Source organism: Flexivirga caeni (genome assembly GCF_003724155.1).
In the GTDB taxonomy this organism is placed as follows: Bacteria; Actinomycetota; Actinomycetes; order Actinomycetales; family Dermatophilaceae; genus Flexivirga; species Flexivirga caeni.
Map to the genome: position 1 here is coordinate 102,140 of NZ_RJJQ01000003.1, position 26,964 is coordinate 129,103.

Genomic DNA, 26,964 nt, shown 5'->3' on the forward strand with positions numbered 1-26,964 from the left:
CCGAAACGCACGCACGTGCGGTCGTTCCGGCGCCGCGGCAAGTAATGTCGGTGGTATGGCGAACGATGCACCCGTGCTGCACGTGACCGGTCGTGTCCTGGTCGGTCCTGAGGAAGTCCGCGACGAGCTGTGGGTGATCGGTGGCCGGATCAGCTGGACAGCGCCATACGACACCGAAAACGTGCAGACGGTGCGAGGTTTCGTGCTTCCCGGGCTGGTCGATGCGCACTGTCACGTCGGGCTGGAGGCGCACGGCGGTGTCGACAAGGCGACCACGGAGCAGCACGCGCTGACCGAGCGCGAGGCGGGTGCGTTGCTGCTGCGCGACGCCGGCTCGCCGGTCGACACGCACTGGATCGACGAACGCGACGACCTGCCGCGGATCATCCGGGCCGGCCGGCACATTGCCCGCACCAAGCGCTACATCCGCAACTTCGCGCACGAGATCGAGCCGGAGGACCTCGTTGCCTACGTGCGGCAGGAGGCGCGGCGCGGCGACGGCTGGGTCAAGCTCGTCGGCGACTGGATCGACCGGGATCGTGGAGACCTCGCGCCGTGCTGGCCGCGCGAAGCGCTGCGTGCCGCGATCGACGCGGCGCACGAGGAAGGTGCGAGTGTCACCGCACACTGCTTCGGGGAGGAGTCGCTGCTCGACTTCGCCGCGGCCGGCACCGACTGCATCGAGCACGCTTCGGGGTTGCTGCCCGACTCGATCGATCTGTTTGCGCAGCAACGGATTTCAATCGTCCCGACGCTCGTCAACATCGAGAACTTCCCGAAGTTCGCCGACGCCGGCGAGGCCAAGTTCCCGGGGTATGCCGCGCACATGCGCGACCTCTATGCCCGGCGCTTCGACACCATCGCGGCCGCGCACGAAGCCGGCGTGCCGATCTGGGTGGGCACCGATGCGAGCGGTCAGCTGCCGCACGGACTGGTCGCTGCGGAAGTCGCTGAGCTGACCAAGGCCGGGATGACGAACCTGGAAGCGATCAGCGCCGCCACCTGGGGTGCCCGCGATTGGCTCGGTCGACCCGGGCTCGACGACGGAGAGAGCGCGGACTTCGTTGTCTACGAAGAAGATCCGCGCGACGACGTGCGCATCCTGGCAGCTCCGGCACGAGTCGTCCTGCGCGGTCGGCAGGTGCAGCCCTGAACGTCGGCCAGCGGTTGCAGCCCTTGCGTTCGTCCGGTCGCCGCGTCTGGGTCCGCACGGTGCAGCCGGACGACGTCCCGGCATACCGCGCCGCAGTGCAGCAGTCGGCCGCTCGCATCAGCGTCTGGAACCCCGTCAACCCCGACGACATCGGCTGGCACCTCGACCGGCAGAGCGAGGAACACCGCACCTTCCTCATTCACGCGACCGATCCGGAGGGGAGCCACGGCATCGTCGGAAAGGTCAACGTCACCAACGTTGTTCGCGGGCGGTTCCAGAGTGGAGTGCTCGGCTACGACTCCTACGACCCGTATGTCGGGAGGGGTCTTTTTGCCGAAGGGATGCGCCAGATCATCAATCTCGCGTTCCGGCCGCAGCCCGAGGGGATGGGGCTGCATCGGCTTGAGGCGAACGTCCGTCCGGGCAACTCCCCGTCGGCGGGTCTGTTGCGGTCACTGGGTTTTCGGCGCGAAGGGTTGGTCCGGGACATGCTGTGGCTGCCGGGGGCGGACCGTCCGGCATGGCGGGACCACGTCATGCACGCGATGACGCGCGAGGAGTGGCCCGCCTCGGCATACTCGCCCCATCGCGGACCGCGAATGGTGTTGCTCGTCAACGGGATTCCCGGTTCCGGGAAGTCGACGCTGGCGCCACGACTCGCCGCCGAGCTGGGACTGCCGCTCTTCGCCAAGGACATGGTCAAGGAGACGCTTTTCGACAACGCGTCGCAGGAGGTGCGTCCGGTGCTGGCCGGCACCAGCGGCCGCGGGTCGCCGCTCGGCGCCGGAGCGAGCGAGCTGTTGTGGCAGCTGCTCGCCGCGTCGCCGGTCGGCGGTGTGGTGGAGAACATCTGGTGGGCCGACGACCAGCCGTACGCGGTCGACGGTCTGCAGCGGGCCGGTTTTGACCCGGCCATCGTGCCCCACGTGTGGTGCTCGCTGCCGCTGCCGACCGCTCGCCGCCGGCACGAGGAACGGGTCGCTGCCGGCCGCCGGCACCCCGTGCACGGCACGGACTTCACCACCCAGCTGACGCTCGACTGGGACTGGATCGCCCGCAACGGCAAGGCATTCGACTTCGGCGTCCGCATCGACGTCGACACGTCGCACCCGGTCGACGCGCGCACCGTCACTCACGCGGCACTGCGCGCGCAGGAGTCGTTCGCGCGCTGACACAGCGGGGGGCCTGTCCTGAGTAGCGGGGGAGCGAAGCGGAGGAGCGTATCGAAGGGTGTATCGAGACCCGGCTGCGTGGTGCGCGACGTGCACGGGTGTGGGAATCTGGGGCCATGAGCCCCCGTATGCCGAGCGAGACGGCGCAGCAGGACCGGATCTGGATGGCCTTCCCCTCCGAGGGCTACACGCTCGGCGAGACCGCCGCCGACGCCGACGAGGCCCGGTTGACCTGGTCGGCCGTGGCGCACGCCGCACTGGAATTCGAGCCGGTCACGATGGTCGTCGACCCCGTCGACGCCGAGATCGCGCGCCGTTACCTGTCGGCCGAGATCGAGATCGTGCACACCCCGCTGGACGATGCGTGGATGCGCGACATCGGTCCGACGTTCGTCGTCGACGACGGCGTGCTGGCCGGAGTCAACTGGGTGTTCAACGGCTGGGGCGCGCAGGAGTGGGCGACCTGGGACAAGGACGCGAAGGTCGCGTCATACGTCCTGCAGGAAGCCGGCGTTCCGTGCATCGATTCGCCGATCGTCAATGAGGGCGGCGGGATTCACGTCGACGGCGAGGGCACGGTGCTCGTCACGGAGACGGTGCAACTCGACCCGGGACGTAACCCGGACGCGACCAAGGAAGACATCGAAGCCGAGCTCGCTCGCACGATCGGCGCGACCCACGCAGTGTGGCTGCCGCGTGGCCTGACACGCGACTCGGAGCGGTTCGGCACGCGGGGACACGTCGACATCGTCGCTGCGATTTCCGCGCCGGGAGTCCTGCTGCTGCATGACCAGCGCGACCCGGCTCACCCGGACCACGCGGTCATGCAGGAGATCGAACGAGCCCTGCGCGAGACCACCGACGCGGCCGGCCGCAGTTGGGACATCCGTAAGGTGCCCGCTCCCGCTGTGCTCACGGACGACGAGGGGCCGGTCGACTACAGCTACCTCAACCACCTGGTCGTCAACGGCGGGGTGATCGCCTGCTCGTTCGGTGACCCGCACGACGACGAGGCGGCCGCGTTGCTCGCCGACGCATACCCCGGCCGCCGGGTCGTGACCGTCGACGCGCGACCGCTCTTCGCCCGTGGCGGCGGCATCCACTGCATCACCCAGCAGCAGCCCTCGCTGGCCGAGTAGCTCTGCGGCTACTCGACCAGCGGGGCTGGTGGCGGACCGCCGGACCCCATAGACCCGTCGCCCATCATCGAGCGGGGTACTAATCCACCGAGCGGGGTACATACCCGGACCCTGGCGGCCCCGGTTTCTACCCCGCTCGGCACGGAACTACCCCGCTCGGCGGACGAGGCTGCGCGGTCAGGCGGCGGGTTCCGCGTCGGCGGCCGCGTTCACCCGCTCGGACTGGCGCAGGTCGTCGGGGCTGGTGGGCTTCATCCGCAGCGCCTGCTCGGTGAGATAGCGGACGTAGGCGTAGTTGGTGAAGAAGCCCGGCAGGTAGTCGCTCAACGCGGTGAAGTCGAGCACCTCGCGCGCAGCCTGGAAACGTGCCGCCGTGACGTCGTCCTGCCCGCGGGTGAGGGACGCGATCTCCTCGTCGATGATCCGATCGAGCAGCTCGCGGGTGACTCGCGGACCCTCGGCCAGTTGCGACTCGTGATGCAGCCACTGCCACAGCTGTGCGCGTGAAATCTCAACGGTTGCAGCGTCTTCCATCAGATTGTCGATCGTGATGGCACCCGTGCCGCCCACCCACGCGGCGAGGTAACGCAGCGAGACCGAGACGCTGTGCCGCACGCCGCCGAGGGTGATCGTCTGGTGCACGCCGGTCAGAGAGACCAGGTCGGACGCGGGCAGCGCAACCGCCTGACGCAGTGAGCGCTGGTCGACACGGTCGCCGAGCACCGAGCGGTATGCCGCCAGGCAGGTCTCCACGACCGCCGGGTGCGCCACCCAGGATCCGTCGAAGCCCTCGGTCGCCTCGCGCTGCTTCTCCGCGGTGACTTGCGCCAGCGCACGGTGCCGGGCGGCCTCGTCATGCCCGGTCGGGTTCACCGCTGCCGGACCGCTGATCGCGTAGGCCCACCGCTTGTGACAGGTCGCGATCAGCAAGGTGGTCAGGGCGCGCAGGAACGGCGTGGTCATCGTCAGCTTGTCGCGGTCGGGCAGCACGAACTCGTCGCCACGGTGCGCGAACGTCCGCACGTAGCTGAACAGGTAGTCCCACCGACCCTCGGTCAATCCGCTGCAGTGCGAACGCAATTCGTAGAGGATCTCATCCATCTCGAAGGCAGCCGGGAGCGTCTCGATGAGGACCGTTGCGCGGATGGTGCCCTGCGGGATGCCGAGCTCCCGCTGGGCGAGGACGAAGACGTCGTTCCACAGGCGCGCTTCGAGGTGCGACTCGATCTTGGGCAGGTAGAAGTAGGGCCCGGCACCGTTGTCGATCAGTTGCTTCGCGTTGTGGAAGAAGTAGAGGCCGAAGTCGAACAGCGAGGCGGAGATTGGCCGCCCGTCGATCGTGATGTGCTTCTCGCACAGGTGCCAGCCACGAGGCCGCATGATGATCGTGGGTCCGGCGCCGGTCGTCGTGAGCGTGGCGCCGTCGGACGATTCGTAGCGCAGGTCGCCGCGGATGGCGTCATACAGCGTGATCTGGCCGTCGATGATGTTCCGCCACGACGGGGCGACGCTGTCCTCCAGGTCCGCCAGCCAGGTCGAGGCACCCGAATTCATCGCGTGCGCAGCGGTGCCCGGGCTCGCCGGGGCGATCAACTCGCAGCGGCGATCGGCCAGACCCGGGCCCGGAGCCGCGACCTTCCAGGTGGGGTCGGCCCGGATCGCGGCTGTCTCGGGCAGGTAGTCGAGGTTTGCGCCGCCGTCGATCTCCTTCGCGCGGTGCCGGCGAGCAGCGAGCAACTCGGCCCGGCGGCCTGCGAACGCGCCGTCGAGGACTGCGACGAAGGCAAGCGCTTCCGGGGTGACGACCTGGTCGAAGCGTGGGTGCATGGTGCCGCGCACCACGGGGCTTCCGTGGGTCTCGCACATGACAATGTCCTTTCCGGACGTTAATTCCGAACAGGCACAGGAGGCTGGAGATGCGTGGGCGTTGCAGGGAGCTTGCGACCGGAACGCCCACGCATCTCCAGCCTCTAGTGCACGGATTGCCTTGGTATGACGAACGATTGGAGTGATCTTGTGGGGTGAATCCCGGGTCTGCACGGCCGGAGCCAGGTGACCGCGCAGACCCGGAAGTTTGAGTGACGCGACCTTAGAACTGCGCGGCCTCGGTGGAGTCCTTCAACGCCGTGGTGGCGCTGTCGGGGTTCAGTGCGGTGGACACCAGGTCGAAGTAGCCGGTGCCGACTTCGCGCTGGTGCTTGGTCGCCGTGTAACCGCGCGCCTCGCTGGCGAACTCCTTCTCCTGCAGCTCGACATACGCCTTCATCTGCTCCCGGGCGTAACCGTAGGCCAGGTCGAACATCGAGTAGTTGAGGGCGTGGAAACCGGCCAGCGTGATGAACTGGAACTTGTAGCCCATCGCGCCCAGCTCGCGCTGGAACTTGGCGATCGTGTCGTCGTCCAGGTGCTTCTTCCAGTTGAACGACGGGCTGCAGTTGTAGGCGAGCATCTGGTCTGGGTGGTCCTTCTTGACCGCCTCGGCGAACTGCTTGGCGAGCGCGAGGTCCGGGGTGCCGGTCTCCATCCAGATCAGGTCCGCGTAGTCGGCATACGCGTTCGCCCGTGCGATGCACGGCTCGATGCCGTTTCGCACCTTGTAGAAGCCCTCGCCGGTGCGCTCGCCGGTCAGGAACTCGCGATCGCGCTCATCGACATCCGTGGTGAGCAGCGTCGCGGCCTCGGCATCGGTGCGGGCGATGATGACCGATGGGACGCCGGAGACGTCCGCGGCCAGCCGCGCGGCGTTCAGCGTGCGCACGTGCTGCTGCGTCGGGATCAGCACCTTGCCGCCGAGGTGGCCGCACTTCTTCTCCGAGGCCAGCTGGTCCTCCCAGTGCACCCCCGCGGCGCCGGCGCCGATCATGCCCTTCATCAGCTCGAAGGCGTTGAGCGGGCCGCCGAAACCGGCCTCCGCGTCGGCGATGATCGGCACGAGCCAGTCATCGACCGTCTTGACGCCCTCGGAGAACTCGATCTGGTCGGCACGCAGCAGCGCGTTGTTGATGCGACGCACCACCTGGGGGACCGAGTTGGCCGGGTAGAGCGACTGATCGGGGTAGGTCTGGGCGGCGAGGTTCGCGTCACCGGCGACCTGCCAGCCGGACAGATAGATCGCCTTCAGGCCCGCCTTGACCTGCTGCACCGCCTGGTTGCCGGTCAGTGCGCCGAGCGCATTGACATAGTCCTCGGTGTGCAGCTTGTCCCAGAGTTGCTCGGCGCCGCGGCGGGCGAGGGTGAACTCCTCCTGGACCGTGCCGCGCAGCTTGATGACATCGCCGGCGGTGTAGTCGCGAGTGACACCGGCCCAGCGGGGGTTGCGGTGCCAGTCGTTCTGCAGAGCGGTCTCCTGCTCGGCGGTGCTCGGCTGCTGCTGGGTGCTCATCCTGCATCGGTCCTTTCGCGATATCGGTGCGTTCGATGTGACTACTTTCGGGTACCAAGGACGCGAGGCAACAGGAGGTTTCGAATCAAAATTCGCAGTTTTTGCGATATTGTCGGTGCATGGTTCGAGTTTCTCGCGGTTCCGCTGCCGCACCCGCTGTCAAGAACGCTTCTTCTGCGGGCGGCGGCGCGTCCAGCAGCGATCCCGGCCGGCTGACGTCCCCCGGCATACGACCGGCGGCGAAGGACACCGTCAACGTGCCCGACACCCTGACCGTCGGGCGGCGCGTGCGGCATGTGCGGCAGGCGGCCGGACGCACGCTGGGTGACGTCGCGGCTGCCGTGGGTATGTCGACCTCTGCTCTGTCGCTGATCGAGAACGGCAAGCGGGAACCTCGCCTGTCGGTGATCTCGGCGCTGGCGCAGGAACTGCAGACACCGCTCGCGGACCTGCTGTCCACGGCACCGCCGAGCAGGCGCGCCGCGCTGGAGATCCGGCTGGAGCGGGCGCAGCGCCTGCCGTCATACGAGGCCCTCGGCCTGCCGCGGGTGAAGGTGAGTCCGCGGCTGCCCACCGAGGCGCTCGAAGCGCTGGTGGGTATGCACGAGGCGATGGCCTCCGCGCGGGCCGACAGTGCAGCGACGCCCGAGCACGCCCGGCGCGCCAACGCCGAACTGCGCGAGCGGATGCGGGCGGCGGACAACTACTTCGGCGACATCGAGGCGGAGGCGGGGAAGCTGCTCGGCTCGATCAGCCACCCGGGTGGCCCGATCAGCCGCACGACGGTCGATCGCATCGCGGCACACCTGGGCTACAAACTGGTGCACACCTCGGACCTGCCCGGTTCGACCCGCACTGTGACCGACCTGCACAACAAGCGCATCTACCTGCCGCAACCTGAGGCAGGACAACATGATTCGCGCTCGCTGGCATTGCATGCCGTCGGGCATCTGGTGCTCGGCCACCAGCCGCCGGAGGACTATGCCGAGTTTCTCTCGCAGCGCGTGGAGATCAACTACTTCGCCGCCGCGCTGCTGATGCCAGAAGGGGAGACCGTCGAGTTCCTGCGTCGCGCGAAGGCTGCGAAGGACATCGCGATCGAGGACCTGCGCGACGCATATGCCGTGTCCTACGAGACCGCCGCCCACCGCTTCACCAACCTGGCGACCCGGCACCTGGGCATCCCGGTCCACTTCATGCGGATCAGCCAGGACGGTGTGGTTTACAAGGCGTACGAGAACGATGGCGTGCAGTTTCCGGCCGATCCGACCGGCGCCATCGAGGGGCAGCGGGTATGCCGGTCGTGGACCGCGCGCCGCGTCTTCGAGCAGCCCGACCTGTCGCAGGCGTACCAGGCGTACACCGACACTCGATCGGGCACCTATTGGTGCACCGCGGTCGTGGACCGCACCAGGGACGGGCTGTTCGCGGTCAACGTGGGCGTGGCCTATCACGACGTGAAATGGATGCGCGGGCGCGAGACCACCGAGCGCGCGGTGTCCCGTTGCCCCGACCCGAGCTGCTGCAACCAGCCGCCGGCCGGGCTCGCGGAACGATGGGCGGGACAGGCCTGGCCGTCGGCGCGCGTGCACTCGCACCTGCTGGCCGCCATGCCGCCCGGCGTGTTCCCGGGCGTCGACGACACCGAGGTCTACCGGTTTCTGGAGCGGCACGCGTCGGGCGTGGGGTGAGGCGGGCCTTCGGGACGGGAATTTCGCGTCGGAAGTGTCCCGGAGGCGCGACGGTCGAGGTTTGGGGACGGGAAATCGGGCCGGAAGTGTCCCGGAGGCGCGACGGTCGGGCTTGCGGGACAGGCCCGAATCAACCGGTCAGCCGGCCAGGTGGTCCCACGCGTCGGAGAGGTCGGACCATGGGCCGACTGCCATGATCTCGCCGTCGACCAGCACCACCACGCGGTCCGCCTGGGCGAGCGCGGCCCGTTTGGAGGTCGCGCCGATCACCGTGCTGTGCCGCTCGCGCAGCGCCGCCCACAACTCGATCTCGGTCGTCGCGTCGAGCGCGCTCGACACGTCGTCGGCGAGCAGCAACTCGCTGTCGGTCGCGAGCGCGCGGGCGAGGGCGAGACGCTGGACCTGGCCGCCGGAGAGGCGGACTCCGCGGTGACCGATCACGGCGTCCGGCCCGCCGGCAGCCGCCACATCGGGTGCGAGCCGGGCGGTCTCCACCGGTTCGGAGAAGGCGCGGTCGGCATACCCCAGCTGCACGTTGTCGGCGAAGGTGCCGGACAGCACCCGCGGCACCTGCGCGACGTGGGCCACCTGACCCGGGCGCAGGAAGGCCTGGGCGTCGGTCACCTCGGTGCCGTTCCAGGTGAGCGATCCGCTGTGCGACAGGAGGCCAGCGAGCGACCCCAGCAGGCTCGACTTGCCCGAGCCGATCTGGCCGAGCAGCAGCACAAACTCGCCGCGGCGCACGGTCAGATCGACATCGCTGACGCCGATCGTTCCGTCGTCGTGTATGGCCGAGAAGTCGCGAATCGTCAGCTCCTGCAAAGGTGTTCGTGGTGTGGTCGACGGCTCGGGGGCCGTGCCCGCGACCAGGTCGATGTCGCCCGGGATGGTCACCAGGTCGACGCCACCGGCGAACCGGCTGGTTGCCCGCTGCCACGCCCGGGCGCCCGGAGCCTCGGTCACGACCGATCCGGCGACTCGGCCGAACCAGTCAAAGCCGCTGACGGCGTTGGAGACCAGGATCGCGGTCGCCAGCCCCCACACGTTGTCCAGGTATGCCGCCCACGCCACCACGACACCCACCTGCACGAGGACGATCGGCACCCCGTCGAGCAAGGCCCGGACGCGGTGCTCCTTGACCGCGGCATCCACCCGTCCGGCATCGACGTGCTGCAGGTGCCGATGGATCTCGGGGGTGCGCGCGGCCAGTTTGACAGTGCGCGCCGACTCCAGCGCCGAGACGAGAGCGCGCCCGAAGTTGGCACGCGACGTGGACGCTTTGGCCGCCGACCGGCCAGCGATCGGCCGGCCGCCGGCGGAGGCCACGGCGGCGCCCACCATGACGCCGAGCAGCACGAGACCGGCCAATACCGTGCCCCCGATGAGCGCCGTCACGACGGCAACCAGCAGACCGTTGATGAAGTCGATCCAGCGGTCGGCGTACTGCGCGTAGCGGTCGGAGTCGAGCGCGCGGCCCATGACCTCGCCCGGGGGAGTCTTGACCAGCCGGTGGCCGCGGATCTGCCCGAGTAACACCTGCATGCGGGTGCGCAGCAGCACTTCGACCCACCAGCGCGGGTAGCGCCGGATCGCTTCGGACAGCATCAGCGGGCCGGCGATCAGGCAGACGACCAGCAGGACGGCGAGCGTCATCGGGGTGTGGCCGTCCTTCAGATCCTGGACGGCGTTGCCCCACACCAGGGCGGTGACCGCGCCGAGCGAACCCAGCAGTGCCGACCCGAAGAACAACCCGATGGCCATCACGCCCCAGCGCGGCTGGACCAGCAGTGCCCGCGTGATGCCGCGGGCCAGCGAGGGGCCGTTGCCGGGGTCGGGCAGCTGCGGTGGGGTGCCGGTGCGGCGACGGCCCCCGACCTGAGTTCCCGCCGTCTCGCCGGTGCCGGACGGATCGCCGGTGGCCGGTTGCCCGGTTGCTCCGTCGTCCGCGGCCGAGGACGCCTCCAGCAGGTCCCGGAACGGCCCGGGAGTGCGGGCCAGTTGTGCACGCGGACCGGCTTGCACCAGGGTGCCGTGATCGAGCACGGCAACCTGGTCGGCGCGCGCGATGGTGCTCAGCCGGTGCGCCACGAGCACGCCGGTGCGGCCCGCGAGCAGGTGCTCGGCTGCGGACACGACGCGCCGCTCGGTGAGCGGGTCCATGCGGGCAGTCGCTTCGTCGAGGATGACGACGCGCACGTCGCGCACCAGCAGCCGCGCGAATGCGACGAGCTGCTCCTCGCCCGCCGACAGCGAGGTGCCGCTCGCACCGAGCACGGTGTCGAGACCATCGGGCAGGCTCTCGACCCAGTCGGTCAGGCCGAGCCGATCGATCGCGGCGACGATGTCGGCGCGCGGGACGTCCGCGAAGAGCGCGATGTTCTCGGCGAGTGTGCCGACCAGGAGTTCGGTGCGCTGGGTGACGACGCCGACCGCCGAGCGCAACTGCTGCAGGTCGAGGGTGGTGACGTCGGCGCCGCCGAGCAGGACCATCCCGGGCGGTGGTTCGACGGCCCGGGACAGCAGGGAGGCGACGGTCGACTTGCCGGACCCGGTGCGGCCGACGAGGGCGACCGTGTGACCGGCGGGCACGTGCAGGTCGAGATCGTGCAGCGCGAACGCGCCCTCGGCATACCTGAATCGCAGCCCGTCGAGCCGTATGTCGAGAGGCGTCTCGGGCAGGGCGGCGCCTCCGACCGGCTCCGGCTCGACCGCGAGCATCTGCCGTAGCCGGATCAGCGCGCCGATACCGGTCTGCAGGTCGGGCAGGTGACGTGCGGTCATGTCGATCTGGCCCACGAACGTCGTGGTGACCAGGAAGAGTGTCACGACCGATGCGACGGACATCCCGCCGTCCGCGACCATGGCGATGCCGACGATGCCGACACCCGCCAGCATCGCGTGCAGCAGCACGCTGGCTCGCAGCGTCAGCAGCCACTCGAGGTCGAGAACCTTGCGGAACCGCTCGTGGATGGTCGCCGAGAGCCGCGCGAGCCGGGCGACCGCGAAGGGCTGCCCCAGGCTGGTGCGCAGGTCGTCGGCGCCGGCGATGCCCTCCTCCAGGGCGGCGGCGTGGTCGGTCCAGGCGATCTCCTCGGCTACCTTGCGCTTCGCGAGCTCGCCGAGCCGCGGCTTGATCACCGCGAAGGTGATGAACGCGATCACCGGGAAGACACCCCAGGCCGGCCACCAGGTGATGCCGGCGATGATCCACATCGGAACCAGTGCGACGAGAGTTTCCAGCAGGCGCCATACCTGCTGGCGCAGCAAGTTGCCGACCTCGTGCGTGTCGTCGTCGACCCGGTCGATGACCTCGCCGACCGCTTGCTCCGACAACGCCGAAAGCGGTTGGTGCAGCGCGGCATTCAGCAGGTCGCCGCGCAGCGTTCCCTCGGCGCGGTCGATGATCGCAGCCCAGAAGAAGCGGCCGACCGTGTCGAGCAGGGCGCCACCGACGACACACAGAGCGAGGAGCCAGACCAGTGCGCGGGTGGGGTGCGCGGCCAATTGGCCGGCGACGACGGTGCCCAGGACCACGCCCACGGTGCTGATCACCATCACCGTGAGGGTCAGGGTCGTGGAAACGCCGGCGAGCCGACGGACGCTGAGCTGGCGCCGGCGGTCGTTCGGGGGAGTTCCGGGCGGTGAGGTGACGGCGCCGCCGGAGGCACGAGTGGCAGTGGAGGTCATGGCGCGTCAACGCTACGCGGAAGCTCGGACAGCCGCATTTTCATTTCTCCGTGAGAGTCGCCCCTCGCCGAATCGCGCAGCCGTCGCAACCTCCCGGTAGGGGTGTGCGTCCTTGCTGTAGAAGGCCGAACGTCCACGAAGGGGTAGCCATGAATCGTCGACAGGCACTGCAGTCAATCGCCTTGGTGTCGCTGGGTGCTGCACTCGCAGGGTGCAAGTCCGGAACGTCTGCAGGCCCGGGGACGGGCTCGAAATCCGGTGCACCGTCGAGTAATTCGTCGGGGACGGTGGCGCCCGGACCGAGCGGTGTGCTCGCCGTCAACGCAGCCCGTATGACGCCCGGCCCGGCGACTCGCGCGGGTGCGGACCTGACGGAGTTCGGTGTGCGAGTTCTGCTGAAGGACGCGCAGATCGGCGCGACGTCGAACGGCTCGATCAGCCCGTACTCGATCTATGCCGCGCTGGCGATGACCGACGCCGGCGCTCGGGGCACCACTCAGGCGCAACTCGACAAGCTGCTCGGCGGGGACCAGCAACGCCAGGCGGGCAACATCACCGCGATCGACGCGGCGGTGGCCAAGGCCGTCGCCGCGAGCAAGAGCGGCCGGGGGAAGCCGACCGTGGTGCGGGCCGCGAACTCGCTGTGGCCCGACAAGAGCCTGCCGGTCCGGCACGCCTACCTCGAGCAGCTGTCGAGCGGGTATGGCGCGCAACTGCACGTGGTCGACTACAAGAACGACCCGGCGGGCGCGACCGAGCAGATCAACGACTGGGTCAGCGAGCGCACCAACAAGCTGATCCCGCACCTGCTCGGACCCGGCTCGGTCACCGCGGCGACGCGACTGGAACTCGTCAACGCGCTTTATCTGAAGGCGGCCTGGCAGGAGGCGTTCGGCGACCCGGGCAAGCCGTCGGCGTTCACGACGGCGGCCGGCACGCAGGTGCAGGTGCCCTACATGGAAGTCGAGACGCAGATGGTGACTGCGCACGGCACCGGGTGGGAGAGCGTCACGATTCCCTACCAGGGCGGCGGTATGGCGATGACCGTCGTGCTACCCGCGAAAGGCACGTTCGCCCAGATCCGGTCGTCCCTGGCGCACGTGCTCACGACGGCGACCAGCGCCAAGCGTGCCCGGGCAGTCGACCTGTCGATGCCGGCGTTCTCCATCGACACCAGCAGCCAGCTGGCGCCCACCCTGCAGTCACTCGGGGTCACCCAGCTCTTCGGCTCGGCGGACCTGTCCGGCATCGCCGGGAAACCCGGCGAGATCCAGGTCAATTCGGTGGTCCACCAGTCGGTGGTCAAGGTGGACCAGCACGGGACCGAGGCCGCCGCTGCCACGGCGGTCGGTATCCAGGCGGGCGCCGTGCCGCAGCAGCTGCCGGAGCGCATCATGGTGGACCGGGCATTCTTCTTCGTCATACATGACACGACGACCGGTGCGCCGCTCTTCCTCGGTCAGATCGCCGATCCGACCTAGTCACCCACGATTGGGAGCCAGGGGGTCGCTCTGGCACAATGGGGAACGTACCCGCGCACTTCCGAGGCCCTCTCACCTCGCCAGTTGCGCGCCTACCCCCGAGCAACGGCTCCCCGGTGTGTCCCCACCCCGGTCTCGCCGCTGCTCTTTGACATGTAGAAGGAGACCACGAACGTGGCCGTCAAGATTCGTTTGAAGCGCCTGGGCGCCATCCGCAACGCTCAGTACCGCATCGTCGTCATGGACTCGCGCACCAAGCGCGACGGCCGGGCGATCGAGGAGATCGGGCTCTACCACCCGAAGGAAGAGCCGAGCCTGATCAAGGTCGACTCGGCGCGGGCGCAGTACTGGCTGGGCGTCGGCGCCCAGCCGACCGAGCAGGTCGCCGCGATCCTCAAGATCACCGGTGACTGGCAGAAGTTCAAGGGCGAGCCGGGCGCCGAAGGCACCCTGAAGGTCGCCGCACCGAAGACCGACAAGAAGGCGCTCTACGAGGCAGCCCTGGCCGCCGCGCAGAACGCCGCCGACGACTCGGGCAAGGGGTCGGCGACGACCACGCGTAAGAAGGCGGAGGCCAAGGCCGACGAGGCTCCCGCCGAGGCTGCTGCGGACACCGCCTCCGAGGGCTGATCCTCGTGCTGGAGGAAGCGCTCGAGCACCTGGTCAAGGGCATCGTCGACCACGACGAGGACGTGACCGTGCGTCACTCGAACGGCCGCCGCGGTGAACTGCTCGAGGTCCGGGTGCATCCCGACGACCTCGGGCGGGTGATCGGCCGGTCCGGCCGCACCGCGTCCGCGCTGCGAGAGGTCGTCAAGGCGCTCGCAGGTGGCAAGAACGTGCGCGTCGACATCGTGGACACCGACCGGTAGGTCCCGGGTCCCCGGAGCACAGGGGTATGTCGTGAGCTCTGCTCGCGGCATACCCCTTTCGGCATACTGCGGCGGGTTCTGGCCGGAAGCCGCTCCATGTCCAATGCGCGAAGGTGACTCGACAACTGCTGGTAATTGACGCAAACTTCGTGTCAGGAATCAGTAATCGTCAAGGAGCTTGCGGTGCGCAAACATGAGCGGTTCAACGCGATCCTGGAGCGCATCGGCGCCGACGGCAGCATCGATGTCGAGCAGCTTGTGTCCGAGTTCGGGGTGTCGCCGGCCACCGCCCGGCGCGACCTCGACGAGCTGGCCGACCAGCAGCTGATCTCCCGCACGCGCGGCGGCGCGGTCGCCGGGTCGGTGAGTTACGACCTGCCGCTGCGCTACAAGAACGCACGGCAGTCGGACCAGAAGCGGCGCATCGCCGACCGCGCCGCGCAGCTGATCGAGCCGCGCTCGGTGGTCGGCTTCAACGGCGGCACCACCACGACCGAAGTCGCCCGCAGCCTCGCCTCGCGGGCCGACCTCGCCGAAGGGGAGACCGGAGCGCTCACCTCGCTGACCGTCGTCACCAATGCGCTCAACATCGCCAGTGACCTGGCGGTCCGGCCGCAGCTGAAGGTCGTGGTCATCGGCGGGGTCATCCGGCCGCAAAGCTTTGAGCTGGTAGGGCATTTCGCGCGTCCCGTCATCGAGGCGATGACGATCGACCTGCTCTTCATCGGGGTTGATGCGGTCTCCGCGGAGTACGGCGCCGCCACCCGCCACGACGATGAGGGCGAGATCAACCAGGAGATGGCCGGCCGCTCGCAGCAGGTCTGCGTCGTGGCTGATGCCTCCAAGCTCGGCAACCGGGCGTTCTGCATGATCTGCCCACCCGCCCGCATCGACATGCTGCTCACCGACGACTCCGCCGACCCCGCGGTGTTGCGCGACTTCGAGGCCGCCGGCATCGAGGTGCTGCTCGCTTGACGGGGTTATGCGGGGGCCTGGGGGTGTCCCGAAGGCGCGACCGTCGAGCTTTGGGGACGGGAAACCGGGGTGGGGGTGTCCCGAAGGCGCGACGGTCGAGCTTTGGGGACGGGAAACCGGGGTGGGGGTGTCCCGAAGGCGCGACGGTCGAGCCTTTGGGACGGGAAACCGGGGTGGGCTCAGACGAGGCGCAGCAGCCGCTCGACCTCGGCGGCGATGGCGTCTCGCCCGGCCGCGAGGTAGGGGCGCGGGTCGACCTTGTCGGTGCCCGCGAGGGTCTCGCGGACGGCCCCGGTGAAGGCGATGTTGAGCGCCGTGCCGACGTTGATCTTGGTCATCCCGGCGCCGACCGCGGCCCGCAACTCCTCGTCGGGGACGCCGGATGAGCCGTGCAGCACCAGCGGCACTGCCGCGGCGACGCGCAAGCGCTCGATCAGGTCGCGATCGAGGGTCGCGGTCTTGTGGGTCATTGCGTGACTGCTGCCCACGGCAACGGCGAGCGCGTCGACTCCGGTCGCGGCGGCGTATGCCGCGGCCTCCGCCGGGTCGGTGCGCACTCCTGCAGCATGCGCACTGGCCGGTGCATCCGGTTTGCCGCCGACATACCCGAGTTCGGCCTCGACATACAGGCCGAGCTTGTGCGCCTGCCGGGTGACGTCCGCTGTCGCGTCGACGTTTTCGGCATACGGCAGCGCACCGGCGTCGAACATCACCGAGCTGGCGCCGAGTTCGGCGGCACGCAGCGCAAGGGCTGCGTCGGTGATGTGGTCGAGGTGCACCGCGAGGGGTATGGCGCACGCCCGCGCCACCGCAACCGTTGCCGCGAGAATCGCGTCCGGGCCGTGGTGGAAGGCGATCGTGTTGTGGCTGACCTGCAGGATGCACGGCATGCCTGCCGCTGCCGTCCCGGCGGCGATCGCCTCGGCGTGCTCCACCGTCACGACGTTGAACGCGAAGACCGGCATGTGCGAATCCTGCGCTGTGGCAACGAGATCTGCTGTGCTGGCGAGTGTCATGCGGGAAGCTCCTGAACGATGGTGCGGGTTTCGTGATCGGTGGCGACGCCGGGGTCGATCGCGCCCGCGGTGGGTATGGCGACCGCGGCGGCCGCCCAGGCAGAGGCGCGACGCAATCGTGCCGGCCAGTCCAGGCCCGCCGCCATTGCCGCCGCGAGACCCGCAGTGAACGCGTCGCCGGCGCCCGTCGGATTGCCGTCGACGGTGCCTGCCGGGGTGCTGGCAAAGCGGCCCTGACCGGTGCGCGCGGCGACTCCGTGCGCACCGCGAGTGATGACGATTTCCTTCGCGCCGAGTGCGTGGAGTTCCTCTGCGGCGGCGAAAACCCCCTCGGCAGAGTCAGTTTCGATGCCGGTGGTCGAGGCGGCCTCGTGCTCGTTGATCTTCACGACGTCGGGCGCGTCGTGCAGCGCCTCGATCAGTGCGGAACCGTCACAGTCCAGGATGACCCGCGTGCCTGCGGCGTGTGCGAGGCCGATCAGCCGGCCGTATGCGTCGCCCGGCACGCCACCGGGCAGGCTGCCGGACATGGTCACTACGTCTGCCTCGTGCGCAAGATCGGCGAATGATGTTGTGAATGCTGTCCATTCGGCATTGGTAAGCACAGGACCGGGCTCCAGCAGGACCGTCGCGTCGTCGGCGTCGACCACGGCGACCGTCTGCCGGGTGGCGCCCGCGATGGGGGTGAACCGGTGGCCGATGCCCGCGCTGTCCAGCCCGGCGGTCAGGTCGGTGCCGGCGCTGCCACCGGCCGGCCCGGTAACGATCGCCGCGACACCCTGCTGGTGCAGCACGGAGGCCACGTTCACGCCCTTGCCGCCGGCACGTCGCTGCACCGAGCGCACTCGCACCGACGTGCCCGGTCGCAGCGCGGTGACGGCGTAGGTCACATCGAGCGCCGGGTTGAGACAGACCGCGAGGATCACGACAGCTCCCGTGCGAGGATCCCGGCGCCGAGCAGGCCGGCGCGAGCGCCCAGTGGCGACGCGACGAGGTCCGGCGCGGCGCGCCACGGCATACCGGCGGCCACCGCGTCCTTCGTCGGTATGACGAGGGCGTCGCCCGCCTGGGCCAGCCCGCCCGCGAGCACGATCCGGGCCGGGTCGGTGAGCAGCGTGCCGCACACGAGGGCACGGGCGAGTGTGCCGGTGGCCTGTTGCCATACCGCGGCCGCATCGGGGTCAGTGCCGAGACGGGCCACGACCTCGGCAGCGTCGAGCGGGCGACCGGTGCGTTCGGCATACAGGCGGGCGACACCACGCGCCGAGGAGAACATCTCGGTGCAGCCGAAAGCGCCGCAGCCGCAACGGACTCCAGGATCGCCGACCGGGATGTGCCCGATCTCCCCGGGGGTGCCGGTCGCGCCGCGCACGACCCGCCCGCCGGACACGACGACGGAGGCGACGCCGGTGCCGAGGACCGCGATCAGTGCGTCGGCGACGCCCACCGCGGCGCCCAGCGCCAGCTCGGCCAGCCCGGCGGCATGCACGTCGTGGCCGATGGCGGTCGGCAGGCCGGTGGACGAGGTCACCAGATCGCGCAGCGGGGCGTTCCGCCAGCCGATGTTGGTCGCGTAGCGGGCGATGCCGGCGTCCGGATCGACGACACCGGGCACGACCACGCCCACGGCCCGCACGGGTGAGCCGGCATCGCTCGCCGCGGCGACCCGGTCGGCCGCAAGGTCGCGCAGCGCGCCGATCACGGCGTCCGGGCCGTCCGCGAACGGCGTCGGCACGACCCGGCGCAGGGCCTCGGTGCCGTCGGGGTCGAGCACTGCCGCCTTGATCGAGGTGCCGCCGACGTCGACGGCGAGCACCGGGCCGGAGCGGGTCACTGGTCGGCGAGCACGACCGAGCGAGTCAGCGCCCGCGGCTCGTCGGGGTTCTTGCCGGCGGCCTCGGCGATGGCGACGGCGACGCGCTGTGCAGTGGTCAGGCTTGCCATCGGGTCACCGGCGCTGCGCACCAGCAGTGCTCCGGTCGCCGCGACCTGGTCGGCCAGCCCGTCGGGGACATCGCCGAAAACCCAGACGACAGAACGACTGTCGACGATGCTGATCGGCCCGTGGCGGAACTCCATCGCCGGGTAGGACTCGGTCCAGGTCTGGGATGCCTCGCGCAGTTTGAGTGCGGCCTCGTTGGCCAGGCCGACCGTCCAGCCGTCGCCGAGGAAGGTGAACTGGGTCGCGTCGACCCACTCGGCGGCCAGCGGGGCCGCGAGTTCGGCGCGGGCGTCGGCGATCGCGCCGGACAGGTCTTCGCCGAGCGCCGCGCGCCACCAGGCCAGCACCGAGGTCGCGAAGCGCGTCTGCACGACTGATTGCTCGTCGGCGAAGCCGAGCAGCACGTGGTGGGTCGCGAGCGGCACCACCGGGTGCTCCGCCTCGGTCGTGATCACCGTCGTCCGCTGTCCCGTGCCCAGGCGCCCGAGCAGGTCGATCACCTCGGTCGTGGTGCCGGAGCGGGTGATCGCGACGACCAGGTCGTAGCTGCGGCCGACCGGAAACTGCGAGGCGGCAAAGGCATCGGTCTCACCGAGACCCGCCTGCTCGCGGAGCACTGCCGCCGACTGCGCCATGAACCACGAGGTGCCGCAGCCCACGATCGCCACCCGTTCACCCGTCGCGGGCATTGCCGCGCGGGATTCGTCGGTCGCAGCGACGGCCGCGGCGCGTTCCCAGACCTCGGGCTGGCTGGTGATCTCGGCGGCGACATGCGACACGGTGGGCTCCTTCGGCGACGTGGTGCAGGGTTGGACCATCGAATGACGGTTTGTGCGTGATTAATCGCAGTTTAATGCACCTTCATTCATAAATCTGCGGGTTCGGGTCGTTCGGCGGGGCAGGCGCGGCGCGGTGTGCCCAGCGGATGAGCGGTGGTGTTCGATTGGTGCCATGACCGACATGGTGCTGACCGATGCGCGTGTGCTGACCGCGGACGGCGTGGTGGGCGGATCCCTGACGATCGCCGGCGGGCTGATCACCGGAGTCGTCACTGATGCGGCCGGCGGAGAGTCACTGGGCGGCCGGCTCGTCGTGCCGGGGTATGTCGACATCCACGTGCATGGCGGCGGCGGACACGACATGACCACGTCCGCGCAGGACATGGCCGACGCCGTGCGGTTCCATCGTAGGCACGGCACGACCACCACGCTGGTGTCGCTGGTGACCGCTCCGATCGACGCCTTGTGCCGGCAGCTTGCGTGGGCGGCGGAACTGGCCGACGCCGGGGAGGTCGCCGGGGCGCACCTCGAAGGCCCGTTCCTGTCCCACGTGCGCTGCGGCGCCCAGAATCCTGACCACCTGCTCGAGCCGGACCCGGGAGCGTTCGGCCGGATGCTCGACGCCGCGCGCGGGCACTTGAAGGTCATCACTGTTGCCCCCGAGCTGCCGGGCGCGCTGGAGCTGATCGACGCGGCAGTGCAGGCCGGGGTGATCGCGGCGGTCGGGCACACCGACGCGTCATACGAGCAGTCGATCGCGGCCTTCGACCGAGGGGCGACCCTGGCGACCCACTTGTTCAACGGGATGCGGCCGATCCACCATCGTGAACCCGGTCCCGTGCTCGCCAGTCTGGACGCCGGCGTGCCCTGCGAGACCATCAACGACGGCATCCACCTGCACCCCGCCGTGCTGCGCGAGGTGCTCGCACGCGGCACCGACCGGCTGGTGCTGATCACCGACGCGATCGACGCCGCGGGCGCGGGTGACGGCGAATACGTGCTCGGCGGCCAGCGGGTCTTCGTGCAGGACGGTGCGGCGCGGCTGGCGAGTGGCTCGCTGGCGGGCAGTTCGCTGACGATGGACAGCGCGTTCGCGCGGGCCGTCCGCAATGGGGTGCCGTTGCCGGTCGCGTCCGCGGCGGCGTCGGCCAACCCCGCGCGCGTCCTCGGCCTGACCGATCGCGGCGTCATCGCGCCGGGCACGCGAGCCGACCTCGTCGTGCTCGAGGAGAACCACGAGGTGCACCGGGTGATGCGCGGCGGGGCATGGGTGCAGTCGTGAGCGACGAAGTGGTGGTCGCCCGCATCGGCAAACCGCACGGACTCAAGGGCGAGGTCACCGTGCGGCTGCACACCGATGCACCCGACGACCGATTTGTCATCGGTGCGTCGTTCGCCACCGAGCCTGCGGCGGCCGGACCGTTGACACTGCGAACCCACCGTGTGCACAACGGGATTCACCTGCTCAGCTTCGAGGAAGCAACCGATCGCACCGGTGCGGAGGCGCTGCGGGGGACGCAGTTGCTCGTCGCTGCGGGCGACAAGGCCGAGGACGACGCCTGGTATGCCGAGGAGCTCGTCGGGCTCGCGGTGGTCGACCTCGCGGGCGCCGTGCTCGGCACCGTGGTGGAGCTGCACGACCGTCCCGCACAGGACCTGCTGGAGGTGCGGCTGGGCGACGGGCAGACGGCATACGTGCCCTTCGTGGAGCAGATCGTGCCGGAGGTCGACGTCGAGGGCGGCCGGATCGTCGTCGATGCCCCGCCCGGGCTGCTGGACCTGGCGGAATGACGATGCGCCTCGACGTCGTCTCGATCTTTCCCGCCTACCTTGCGCCGCTGGACCTGTCGCTCATCGGGAAGGCGCGCCGCGACGGCTTGCTCGACGTGCGGGTGCACGATTTGCGGGACTTCACGCACGACCGGCACCGCACGGTCGACGACACGCCGTATGGCGGTGGCGCCGGCATGGTGATGAAGCCCGAACCGTGGGCTGCGGCGCTGGACAGCATTGCCGGACAAGCGGATTCGCGACCGACGCTGATCATCCCCGGGCCCGGCGGGCAGCGCTTCGATCAGCAGATGGCGCGTGAGCTCGCGGGCCGCAGTCACCTGGTCTTCGCCTGCGGACGCTACGAGGGCATCGACGAGCGGGTCTATCAGCGCGCGGCCAGGGACTTCGACGTGCGCATCGTGTCGCTCGGCGACTACGTGCTCAATGGCGGTGAGGTCGCGGCGCTCGCGATCATCGAGGCCGTTGCCCGGCTGCTGCCCGGGGTGATCGGGAACGCCGCCTCACTGGTCGAGGAGTCGCACGAGGACGGTCTGCTCGAATATCCGGTCTACACCAAACCCGATCATTGGCAAGGGCATTCGGTGCCGGAGGTGCTGCTGTCGGGTGACCACGGCCGGATCGCGGCGTGGCGGCACGAGCAGCGGCTGCAGCGCACCGCAGCACGCCGGCCCGATCTGCTGCCCCGCCCGGCGGCCGCGAGCGCGGGGGAGCTGAACATCGTCGTTGCGACTCCGGCGGACGTCGGCGAACTGCTCACCATGACGCATGCCTGCTGGCTGGCCGAAGGCATCGTCAACAGGTCACTCGACATCCCCGCCCAGCACGAGACGGTCGCCTCCCTGACGACTTCGCTGCGCGAATGGACGACGTATGTCGCGCGCATCGACGGGCGGCTCGTGGGCTCGGTGCGCGGACACCTCGGCGGCGGTCCGGGCGATGCGGGCAGCGGCGGCCCGGAGACCGACTGGCACATCGGGCGATTGATGGTCGCTCCCGATCTGCAGGGCCGCGGTTTCGGCCGGGCATTGCTGGAGTTCATCCAGCGGGCCGCGCCGGCGGGTGCCTCGTCATACAGCCTGATAGCCGGGGCGGCGAGCACTGACAACCTGCGGATGTATCGCAAGGCGGGCTTCCGGATCGTCGCCCGCGACGACCCGCCCGGCACGGTGCTCCTGGCCAAGCGCCGCCGCTAACTGATCGAGAGGTACACAAAGTCATCGAGCGGCCCAGGAATTCGGGCTGATCTTGTGTGCCTGTCATGGCGTTTCTGTGCCGCTCGATCGTGGGGCGGGGCGTGTCGTGTAGTTGTCAGTCGCCGGTCATGCTGAAGTCGAGTGCGGCGGGGAGCGGCTGACCAGGGGCGACGGCTCGCCAGAGTTCGCCGATGACCCGGTCGCCCTCGGCGAGGTCCGGCACCTCGAGGCCGGAGTCCGCGAGCAGCGCCGCCGCCTCGGCGTCGCGGCCCAGTGCGTGCAGGGCGCGGGCGTGCAACAGCCGGGTGCGGCCGTGTGCGCGCAGGGCCGAGTCGGCGGCGTCGATGGCGGCCAGTGCATCGGCGGGCCGGCCGGCGTCCAGCAGCCCGGTGACCTGCTCGGTGAGCAGGCCACGCGTGTGCGGGTCGAGGGTGCGCGCCTGCGCGTAGAACGCAGCCGCCTCGGCGACGTCGGTGCTCAGCACCGCCAGCCCGCGCAGCGCGACCGCGGTCGGCCGGTGCGCGATGCTCTCGCGATAGTGAGCGGCAGCCTCTGCAGCCGAACCGTCCAGGTGTGCGGCGACGCCGAGCGCGTAGGAGCGCCACCAGCCGTCCGGCGCGTGCGCGATCGCCCGGCGCCAGCGCGGTGAGATCAGTGGCAGCAGCGGCTCGTCGAGTTGTTCGCCCGCCAGCACCGCGGCGCCGAGCCGACTGTTGTCGGCGACCTCGGGAAAGTCGACCCCAGCTGGTGCCGAGTCGCCGCGCAGTGCCAATTCGACTCTGCCCCAACCGGATCCGTCAGCAAGACGCTCGTGTAGGGACTGCGACGCGAACTCGCGCAGCCACTGCTCGTGCCATGCCTCCAGCTCGGCCACCGGCACCGCGGTTGCGACCGCCTCGGCGGCGGCCGCTGCAGCTTCCGTGAACGGCGCACCCACGACACCCGGATCGAGCCGGGCGGCTCCGAACGCCTCGGTCCAGGAGCGCTCGGCGGAGCCGTCGATCAGGTCGTGTTCGAGCTGGGTGGTGCACACGCCGGCCTGGATCTCGGCATACGTCCGGTCGCCGACCAGCCAGCGCTGCCACCGCCGTCCGCCTCGCGCCGAGCCCCAGAGGAACAGCTTGCGGCCGTGCAACTCGCCGGTCGAGGTCTGCGCGAAGCCGAGTCCGTCCGGTTCGACGGCGGTGATCGACCGGCCGGTCTGCGCGACCACGTCGAAGAAGTAGTCGGCCGACGCGGCCGAGGCCGCGGGGTAGCTGATGTCAGCAGGGCCGTCCGGGTGCGGCACGGAGACCCGATCGAGCGAGCCGGAGTAGCTGGTCCGCCACGCGTGGGTGGCCGGCGTCAGCACGCGGGTGTGCGGGGTCTCGGGCACCGCGATGTTGGTCCAGTAGTAGAGCGGCTTGGGCTCCGGGTCCGGGTTGATCACCCGGGTGGAGGCGAGCAGGCGGTCACCGGCCAGTGTCAGGTCGATGACCAGGATGAGGTCGCGGGTGCGCTCCCACTCCCACAGCCGCAACGCCTGCCCGCACGGGGAGTCGACGACCGCCGCGTGCATCGGGCGACAGGTCGTGGTCGCGTGCCCGGTGGACCCGAGGTTCCACTCGATGCCGCCGGCGAACCAGGCGTCGGTGAGTGCGAAGCCGGCATACCGCAGCCGATCGGGGGTGAGCAGCAGCTCGCGGCCGGTGCGTTGCTCGCGCAGCGACCAGACCCGCCCGCCGAGGGCAGGCAGCACGGTCGCGCGCAGGATGCCGTTGTCGAGTATGACCGCGGGCAGGTCCAGCGCGGCGTCCGAGCGGTCGTAGTCGCTCTGCACGCCATACGGCAGGGGTGTGGCGAGCCGGCCGCGCGCGACTCGCTCGCGCATCGCGGCGGGCGCGTTCGGGTCCAGCGTGGTCGTCGTCATCGCCCGGACCGGCCGGTACGCCGGCAGGGGGCTCTGCTCGCCCAAATTCGCACCGATGACGGCGAGCCGACTGGCCCGGACGGTCGTGGGTGCGGCAGAGTCGATCGGGTGCATCGGACCTCACTCGGAGTGGTGCAGATGTGGTGGTATCGCGAACCGGCGGCGGCGCAGCCGTTGCCGATCTGTGATCGTTTATGCGTCGAAAGACGCACATACTGGCAGAACTAATCATATTGTGTGGGCGTGCAGTCGTCGCCGGTCGCACCCGACCGGGCCCTGGGCTGTGCCTTGGCAAAGAACCAACTGGAGGTAACACGGCCATGACTCTCAACGACTCCAAGGTCAACCGGCGGACGGTCATGCGCACTGCGCTGGCAGCCGGCCTGGCCCTGCCGGTCGGTGGCGCGCTTGCGTCCTGCGCCGGCGGCGGAAGCAGCGGCAGTAAGAGCAGCGGAGGCGGGTCGGCGGCTCCTTCCGGCAGCACCTCGGCGGACAACCCCTTCGGCTTCACCGACAAGAGCACCGTGGACGCGGTGATCTTCAACGGCGGTTACGGCACCGACTACGTCAGCTTCGCCGGCCAGGTGGTGATGAAGAAGTACCCGGGCAGCAAGGTCAAGGTGTCGCCGTCGACCCAGATCTCGCAGCAGCTGCAACCCCGGTTCGTGAGCGGCAACCCGCCGGACCTGGTCGACGACTCGGGCGCGCAGGCGATCGGTGTCAACACCATTGCGGCTCAGTTGGAGGACCTCACCCCGGTGCTGGAGGCCAACAACTACGAGGGCACCAAGATCTCCGACAACCTCTACCCGGGGGTCAAGGAGGCGGGCCTGGTCGGCGACAAGATGGTCGTCCTCAACTACGTGATGACGGTCTACGGCCTGTGGTACTCCGAGAGCCTGTTCGCGGCCAACGGCTGGACCCCGCCGAAGACCTGGGACGACCTGCTCGACCTGGGTGCCAAGGCGAAGGCGAAGGGCAAGTACCTCTTCGTCTGGGGCCAGCAGGCGGCCAGCTACTACCAGCAGCTGCTGATGGATTCGGCGATCAAGCAGGGCGGCGACGAGGTCCGCCTGGGGCTGGAGAACCTCGAGCCCAAGTGCTGGTCGAACCCGACCATCCAGGCAGTGCTGGCCAAGCTGGAGGAGATCGTCAAGAAGGGCTACTTCAAGCCCGGCGGTGCCGGCACCCAGTTCACCCAGGCGCAGGCACAGTGGAGCAACGACGAGTCGGGCATCATGTATGCCTCCGGCTCGTGGATCGAGAACGAGATGAAGTCGCAGACCAAGGCGGGCTTCAAGATGACCGGCATCCCGGAGCCGGTGCTCGACACCTCGACCAGCAAGATGCCGTATGACGCACTGAACGCCGCCCCCGGCGAGCAGTACATCGTGCCGAGCAAGGGCAAGGACCCCAATGGCGGCAAGGAACTGCTGCGGGCGATGCTCTCCAAGGAGGCGGCCACCAACTTCGCCAAGACGAAGCTGGCGCCGACCATCGTCAAGGGCACCGTGCCGACCGACGGGTTCGGCTCGACTGCGCTGCAGTCGCAGATCAAGATGCTCGACGCGGCCGGCTCGCACCTGTTCAACGTGCGGTTCGTCAGCCTCTACGGCACCGTCCAGGACCAGCTGGTGCCGTGGAACAGCTTCTTGTCCGGGCAGCTAGACGCCGCCGGCCTGACCAAGGCGCTGCAGCAGATCAGCGACAAGGTCCGTAACGACCCCTCGGTCAAGAAGGTCAAGATCTCGTGACCTTCCCCAACCCAACGGTGAGCGGTGGCGCATCGGCTGCGGCGGCAGGCGCCGTCAACGCCGGCGTCACCGCTCCCCGCGGGCGCGGCGGTCGCCGCCGCACGCGCCCCTCGCGCGTCATATTCCTGCTGGTCACAGTGGGAATACCGATGGTGGTCTACCTCGGGCTGGTGATCTGGCCGTTCCTGCAGGCGGTGTATTACTCGCTGACCGATTGGGGCGGCTTCTCCAACACGATGAACTTCGTCGGGTTGTCCAACTACCGTTACATCTTCACCGACGGCATCTTCCCGCTCGCCGTCCGCAACAACATCATCCTGGCGATCCTGGTGCCGTTGATCACGGTGATCCTCAGCTTCGTGCTGGCCACCATGGTCACCGTCGGCGGGTCCAGCACGGGCGCGGTGCGCGGCCTGGCGGGTTCGTCGTTCTACCGGATCGTGTCGTTCTTCCCCTACACCATCCCGGCCATCGTGATCGGCGTCATCTGGGCGCAGATCTACGACCCGTCCAAGGGCATGCTCAACGGCGTGCTGACGCACGTGCCGCTGATCGGCAAGCACTTCGATTCGTTCGCGTGGCTGGGCGAGGTCAAGTCGGCGATGCCGGCTTCCATCTTCGTCATCATCTGGGGTTTCGTCGGTTTCTACATGGTGCTGTTCGTCGCCGCCATCAAGGGCATCCCAGCGGAGCTGTATGACGCCGCCCGCATCGATGGTGCCGGCCGGCTGCGGACGATGTGGTCGGTCACGCTGCCGATGGTCCGCGAGACGGTGCAGACGGCATACGTCTACCTGGGTGTGGTCGCCCTGGACGCGTTCGTCTACATGGCCGCGCTCAACCCGACCGGCGGCCCCAACAACTCGACCCTGACCATGTCGCAGGACCTGTTCAAGACCGCGTTCGCGCAGGACCAGTTCGGCAAGGCGTGTGCCATGGGTGTCGTCCTGGCCGTGGTGACGCTCGTCTTCGCGGCGCTGGTCTTCGGCGTGAACAAGCTGATCAGCAGGAGGGAGGGCGTATGA

General features: G+C 69.4%; 21 protein-coding genes. 13 read left to right on the plus strand and 8 right to left on the minus strand.

What is annotated here, in order from left to right:
* Positions 1-55 precede the first annotated feature (55 nt).
* The 3 genes from EFY87_RS04830 (at position 56) to EFY87_RS04840 (ending at position 3,464) form a co-directional block, all read left to right on the plus strand.
* Positions 56-1,153 carry an amidohydrolase family protein gene (locus EFY87_RS04830; protein ID WP_123270340.1) on the plus strand — a complete coding sequence of 366 codons (1,098 nt, stop codon included), beginning with the start codon at positions 56-58 and terminating at the stop codon, positions 1,151-1,153.
* Positions 1,154-1,176: 23 nt separating this feature from the next.
* Positions 1,177-2,325: a GNAT family N-acetyltransferase gene (locus tag EFY87_RS20805; RefSeq protein ID WP_158607511.1), complete on the plus strand. Its 1,149-nt coding sequence runs from the start codon at positions 1,177-1,179 to the stop codon at positions 2,323-2,325.
* Positions 2,326-2,453: 128 nt separating this feature from the next.
* Positions 2,454-3,464 (plus strand): agmatine deiminase family protein, encoded by a 1,011-nt coding sequence (locus tag EFY87_RS04840; protein WP_425459351.1) that lies wholly within the window; start codon positions 2,454-2,456, stop codon positions 3,462-3,464.
* A 177-nt stretch (positions 3,465-3,641) separates the two neighbouring features.
* On the opposite strand, the gene aceB is transcribed toward EFY87_RS04840, so the two are convergent.
* Both aceB and aceA read right to left on the minus strand, forming a co-directional pair.
* On the minus strand, positions 3,642-5,330 hold the full coding sequence (gene aceB / locus EFY87_RS04845) for a malate synthase A (protein WP_123270342.1): 1,689 nt from the start codon (positions 5,328-5,330) through the stop codon (positions 3,642-3,644).
* Positions 5,331-5,553: 223 nt separating this feature from the next.
* Entirely contained in the window at positions 5,554-6,846 is a 1,293-nt protein-coding gene (gene aceA, locus EFY87_RS04850; protein ID WP_123270343.1) for an isocitrate lyase, read from the minus strand.
* Between the two features lie 119 nt (positions 6,847-6,965).
* On the opposite strand from aceA, the gene EFY87_RS04855 reads away from it, so the two are divergent.
* A complete protein-coding gene (locus EFY87_RS04855; RefSeq protein ID WP_123270344.1) occupies positions 6,966-8,537 on the plus strand; it encodes a helix-turn-helix transcriptional regulator in 1,572 nt (523 codons plus the stop codon).
* A gap of 138 nt (positions 8,538-8,675) precedes the next feature.
* Here EFY87_RS04855 and EFY87_RS04860 read toward each other — a convergent pair whose 3' ends face one another.
* Entirely contained in the window at positions 8,676-12,224 is a 3,549-nt protein-coding gene (locus EFY87_RS04860; RefSeq protein ID WP_123270345.1) for an ATP-binding cassette domain-containing protein, read from the minus strand.
* A 332-nt stretch (positions 12,225-12,556) separates the two neighbouring features.
* On the opposite strand from EFY87_RS04860, the gene EFY87_RS04865 reads away from it, so the two are divergent.
* The 4 genes from EFY87_RS04865 to EFY87_RS04880 all read left to right on the plus strand — a co-directional run bounded on the left by EFY87_RS04865 (position 12,557) and on the right by EFY87_RS04880 (position 15,552).
* On the plus strand, positions 12,557-13,705 hold the full coding sequence (locus EFY87_RS04865; protein WP_158607512.1) for a serpin family protein: 1,149 nt from the start codon (positions 12,557-12,559) through the stop codon (positions 13,703-13,705).
* A 174-nt stretch (positions 13,706-13,879) separates the two neighbouring features.
* Positions 13,880-14,335, plus strand: a complete 456-nt coding sequence (rpsP, locus tag EFY87_RS04870) for a 30S ribosomal protein S16 (RefSeq protein WP_123270347.1) — start codon at positions 13,880-13,882, stop codon at positions 14,333-14,335.
* Positions 14,336-14,340: 5 nt separating this feature from the next.
* Positions 14,341-14,577, plus strand: a complete 237-nt coding sequence (locus tag EFY87_RS04875) for an RNA-binding protein (protein WP_123270348.1) — start codon at positions 14,341-14,343, stop codon at positions 14,575-14,577.
* Positions 14,578-14,760: 183 nt separating this feature from the next.
* On the plus strand, positions 14,761-15,552 hold the full coding sequence (locus EFY87_RS04880; protein ID WP_123270349.1) for a DeoR/GlpR family DNA-binding transcription regulator: 792 nt from the start codon (positions 14,761-14,763) through the stop codon (positions 15,550-15,552).
* 179 nt (positions 15,553-15,731) lie between these two features.
* Here EFY87_RS04880 and EFY87_RS04885 read toward each other — a convergent pair whose 3' ends face one another.
* From EFY87_RS04885 to EFY87_RS04900, 4 genes are read right to left on the minus strand one after another with little or no spacing between them, the layout of a single operon-like run.
* Complete coding sequence (locus EFY87_RS04885) at positions 15,732-16,568, minus strand: class II fructose-bisphosphate aldolase (protein WP_123270350.1); 837 nt, start codon at positions 16,566-16,568, stop codon at positions 15,732-15,734.
* Positions 16,565-17,494: a 1-phosphofructokinase family hexose kinase gene (locus EFY87_RS04890; RefSeq protein WP_123270351.1), complete on the minus strand. Its 930-nt coding sequence runs from the start codon at positions 17,492-17,494 to the stop codon at positions 16,565-16,567. Before EFY87_RS04890 ends, EFY87_RS04885 begins: the two co-directional genes overlap by 4 nt.
* On the minus strand, positions 17,491-18,402 hold the full coding sequence (locus EFY87_RS04895; RefSeq protein WP_123270352.1) for an ROK family protein: 912 nt from the start codon (positions 18,400-18,402) through the stop codon (positions 17,491-17,493). Before EFY87_RS04895 ends, EFY87_RS04890 begins: the two co-directional genes overlap by 4 nt.
* The gene (locus EFY87_RS04900; protein ID WP_123270496.1) at positions 18,399-19,289 is read right to left on the minus strand and encodes an SIS domain-containing protein; all 891 of its coding nucleotides are present in this window, start codon (positions 19,287-19,289) and stop codon (positions 18,399-18,401) included. The genes EFY87_RS04895 and EFY87_RS04900 overlap by 4 nt, the downstream gene beginning before the upstream one ends.
* A 172-nt stretch (positions 19,290-19,461) precedes the next feature.
* On the opposite strand from EFY87_RS04900, the gene nagA reads away from it, so the two are divergent.
* From nagA to trmD, 3 genes are read left to right on the plus strand one after another with little or no spacing between them, the layout of a single operon-like run.
* Positions 19,462-20,571, plus strand: a complete 1,110-nt coding sequence (gene nagA, locus EFY87_RS04905) for an N-acetylglucosamine-6-phosphate deacetylase (protein WP_123270353.1) — start codon at positions 19,462-19,464, stop codon at positions 20,569-20,571.
* Positions 20,568-21,080 (plus strand): ribosome maturation factor RimM, encoded by a 513-nt coding sequence (rimM, locus tag EFY87_RS04910; RefSeq protein WP_245988436.1) that lies wholly within the window; start codon positions 20,568-20,570, stop codon positions 21,078-21,080. Before nagA ends, rimM begins: the two co-directional genes overlap by 4 nt.
* A gap of 2 nt (positions 21,081-21,082) precedes the next feature.
* On the plus strand, positions 21,083-22,276 hold the full coding sequence (gene trmD / locus EFY87_RS04915) for a tRNA (guanosine(37)-N1)-methyltransferase TrmD (protein WP_123270497.1): 1,194 nt from the start codon (positions 21,083-21,085) through the stop codon (positions 22,274-22,276).
* A gap of 115 nt (positions 22,277-22,391) precedes the next feature.
* Here the strand turns inward: trmD and EFY87_RS04920 are convergent, their stop codons facing one another.
* Entirely contained in the window at positions 22,392-24,299 is a 1,908-nt protein-coding gene (locus EFY87_RS04920; RefSeq protein WP_123270355.1) for a DUF5107 domain-containing protein, read from the minus strand.
* A gap of 206 nt (positions 24,300-24,505) precedes the next feature.
* On the opposite strand from EFY87_RS04920, the gene ngcE reads away from it, so the two are divergent.
* Both ngcE and EFY87_RS04930 read left to right on the plus strand, forming a co-directional pair.
* On the plus strand, positions 24,506-25,939 hold the full coding sequence (ngcE, locus tag EFY87_RS04925) for an N-acetylglucosamine/diacetylchitobiose ABC transporter substrate-binding protein (protein ID WP_123270356.1): 1,434 nt from the start codon (positions 24,506-24,508) through the stop codon (positions 25,937-25,939).
* Entirely contained in the window at positions 25,936-26,964 is a 1,029-nt protein-coding gene (locus EFY87_RS04930; RefSeq protein ID WP_245988438.1) for a carbohydrate ABC transporter permease, read from the plus strand. Before ngcE ends, EFY87_RS04930 begins: the two co-directional genes overlap by 4 nt.

Bases quoted from the DNA above. Each gene is read 5' to 3' on its own strand.
- EFY87_RS04830 (WP_123270340.1), top strand. From the start codon at position 56: ATGGCGAACGATGCACCCGTGCTGCACGTGACCGGTCGTGTCCTGGTC.
- EFY87_RS04840 (WP_425459351.1), top strand. From the start codon at position 2,454: ATGCCGAGCGAGACGGCGCAGCAGGACCGGATCTGGATGGCCTTCCCC.
- aceB (WP_123270342.1), bottom strand. From the start codon at position 5,330: ATGTGCGAGACCCACGGAAGCCCCGTGGTGCGCGGCACCATGCACCCA.
- aceA (WP_123270343.1), bottom strand. From the start codon at position 6,846: ATGAGCACCCAGCAGCAGCCGAGCACCGCCGAGCAGGAGACCGCTCTG.
- EFY87_RS04855 (WP_123270344.1), top strand. From the start codon at position 6,966: ATGGTTCGAGTTTCTCGCGGTTCCGCTGCCGCACCCGCTGTCAAGAAC.
- EFY87_RS04860 (WP_123270345.1), bottom strand. From the start codon at position 12,224: ATGACCTCCACTGCCACTCGTGCCTCCGGCGGCGCCGTCACCTCACCG.
- EFY87_RS04865 (WP_158607512.1), top strand. From the start codon at position 12,557: ATGACGCCCGGCCCGGCGACTCGCGCGGGTGCGGACCTGACGGAGTTC.
- EFY87_RS04885 (WP_123270350.1), bottom strand. From the start codon at position 16,568: ATGACACTCGCCAGCACAGCAGATCTCGTTGCCACAGCGCAGGATTCG.
- nagA (WP_123270353.1), top strand. From the start codon at position 19,462: ATGACCGACATGGTGCTGACCGATGCGCGTGTGCTGACCGCGGACGGC.
- trmD (WP_123270497.1), top strand. From the start codon at position 21,083: ATGCGCCTCGACGTCGTCTCGATCTTTCCCGCCTACCTTGCGCCGCTG.
- EFY87_RS04920 (WP_123270355.1), bottom strand. From the start codon at position 24,299: ATGCACCCGATCGACTCTGCCGCACCCACGACCGTCCGGGCCAGTCGG.
- ngcE (WP_123270356.1), top strand. From the start codon at position 24,506: ATGACTCTCAACGACTCCAAGGTCAACCGGCGGACGGTCATGCGCACT.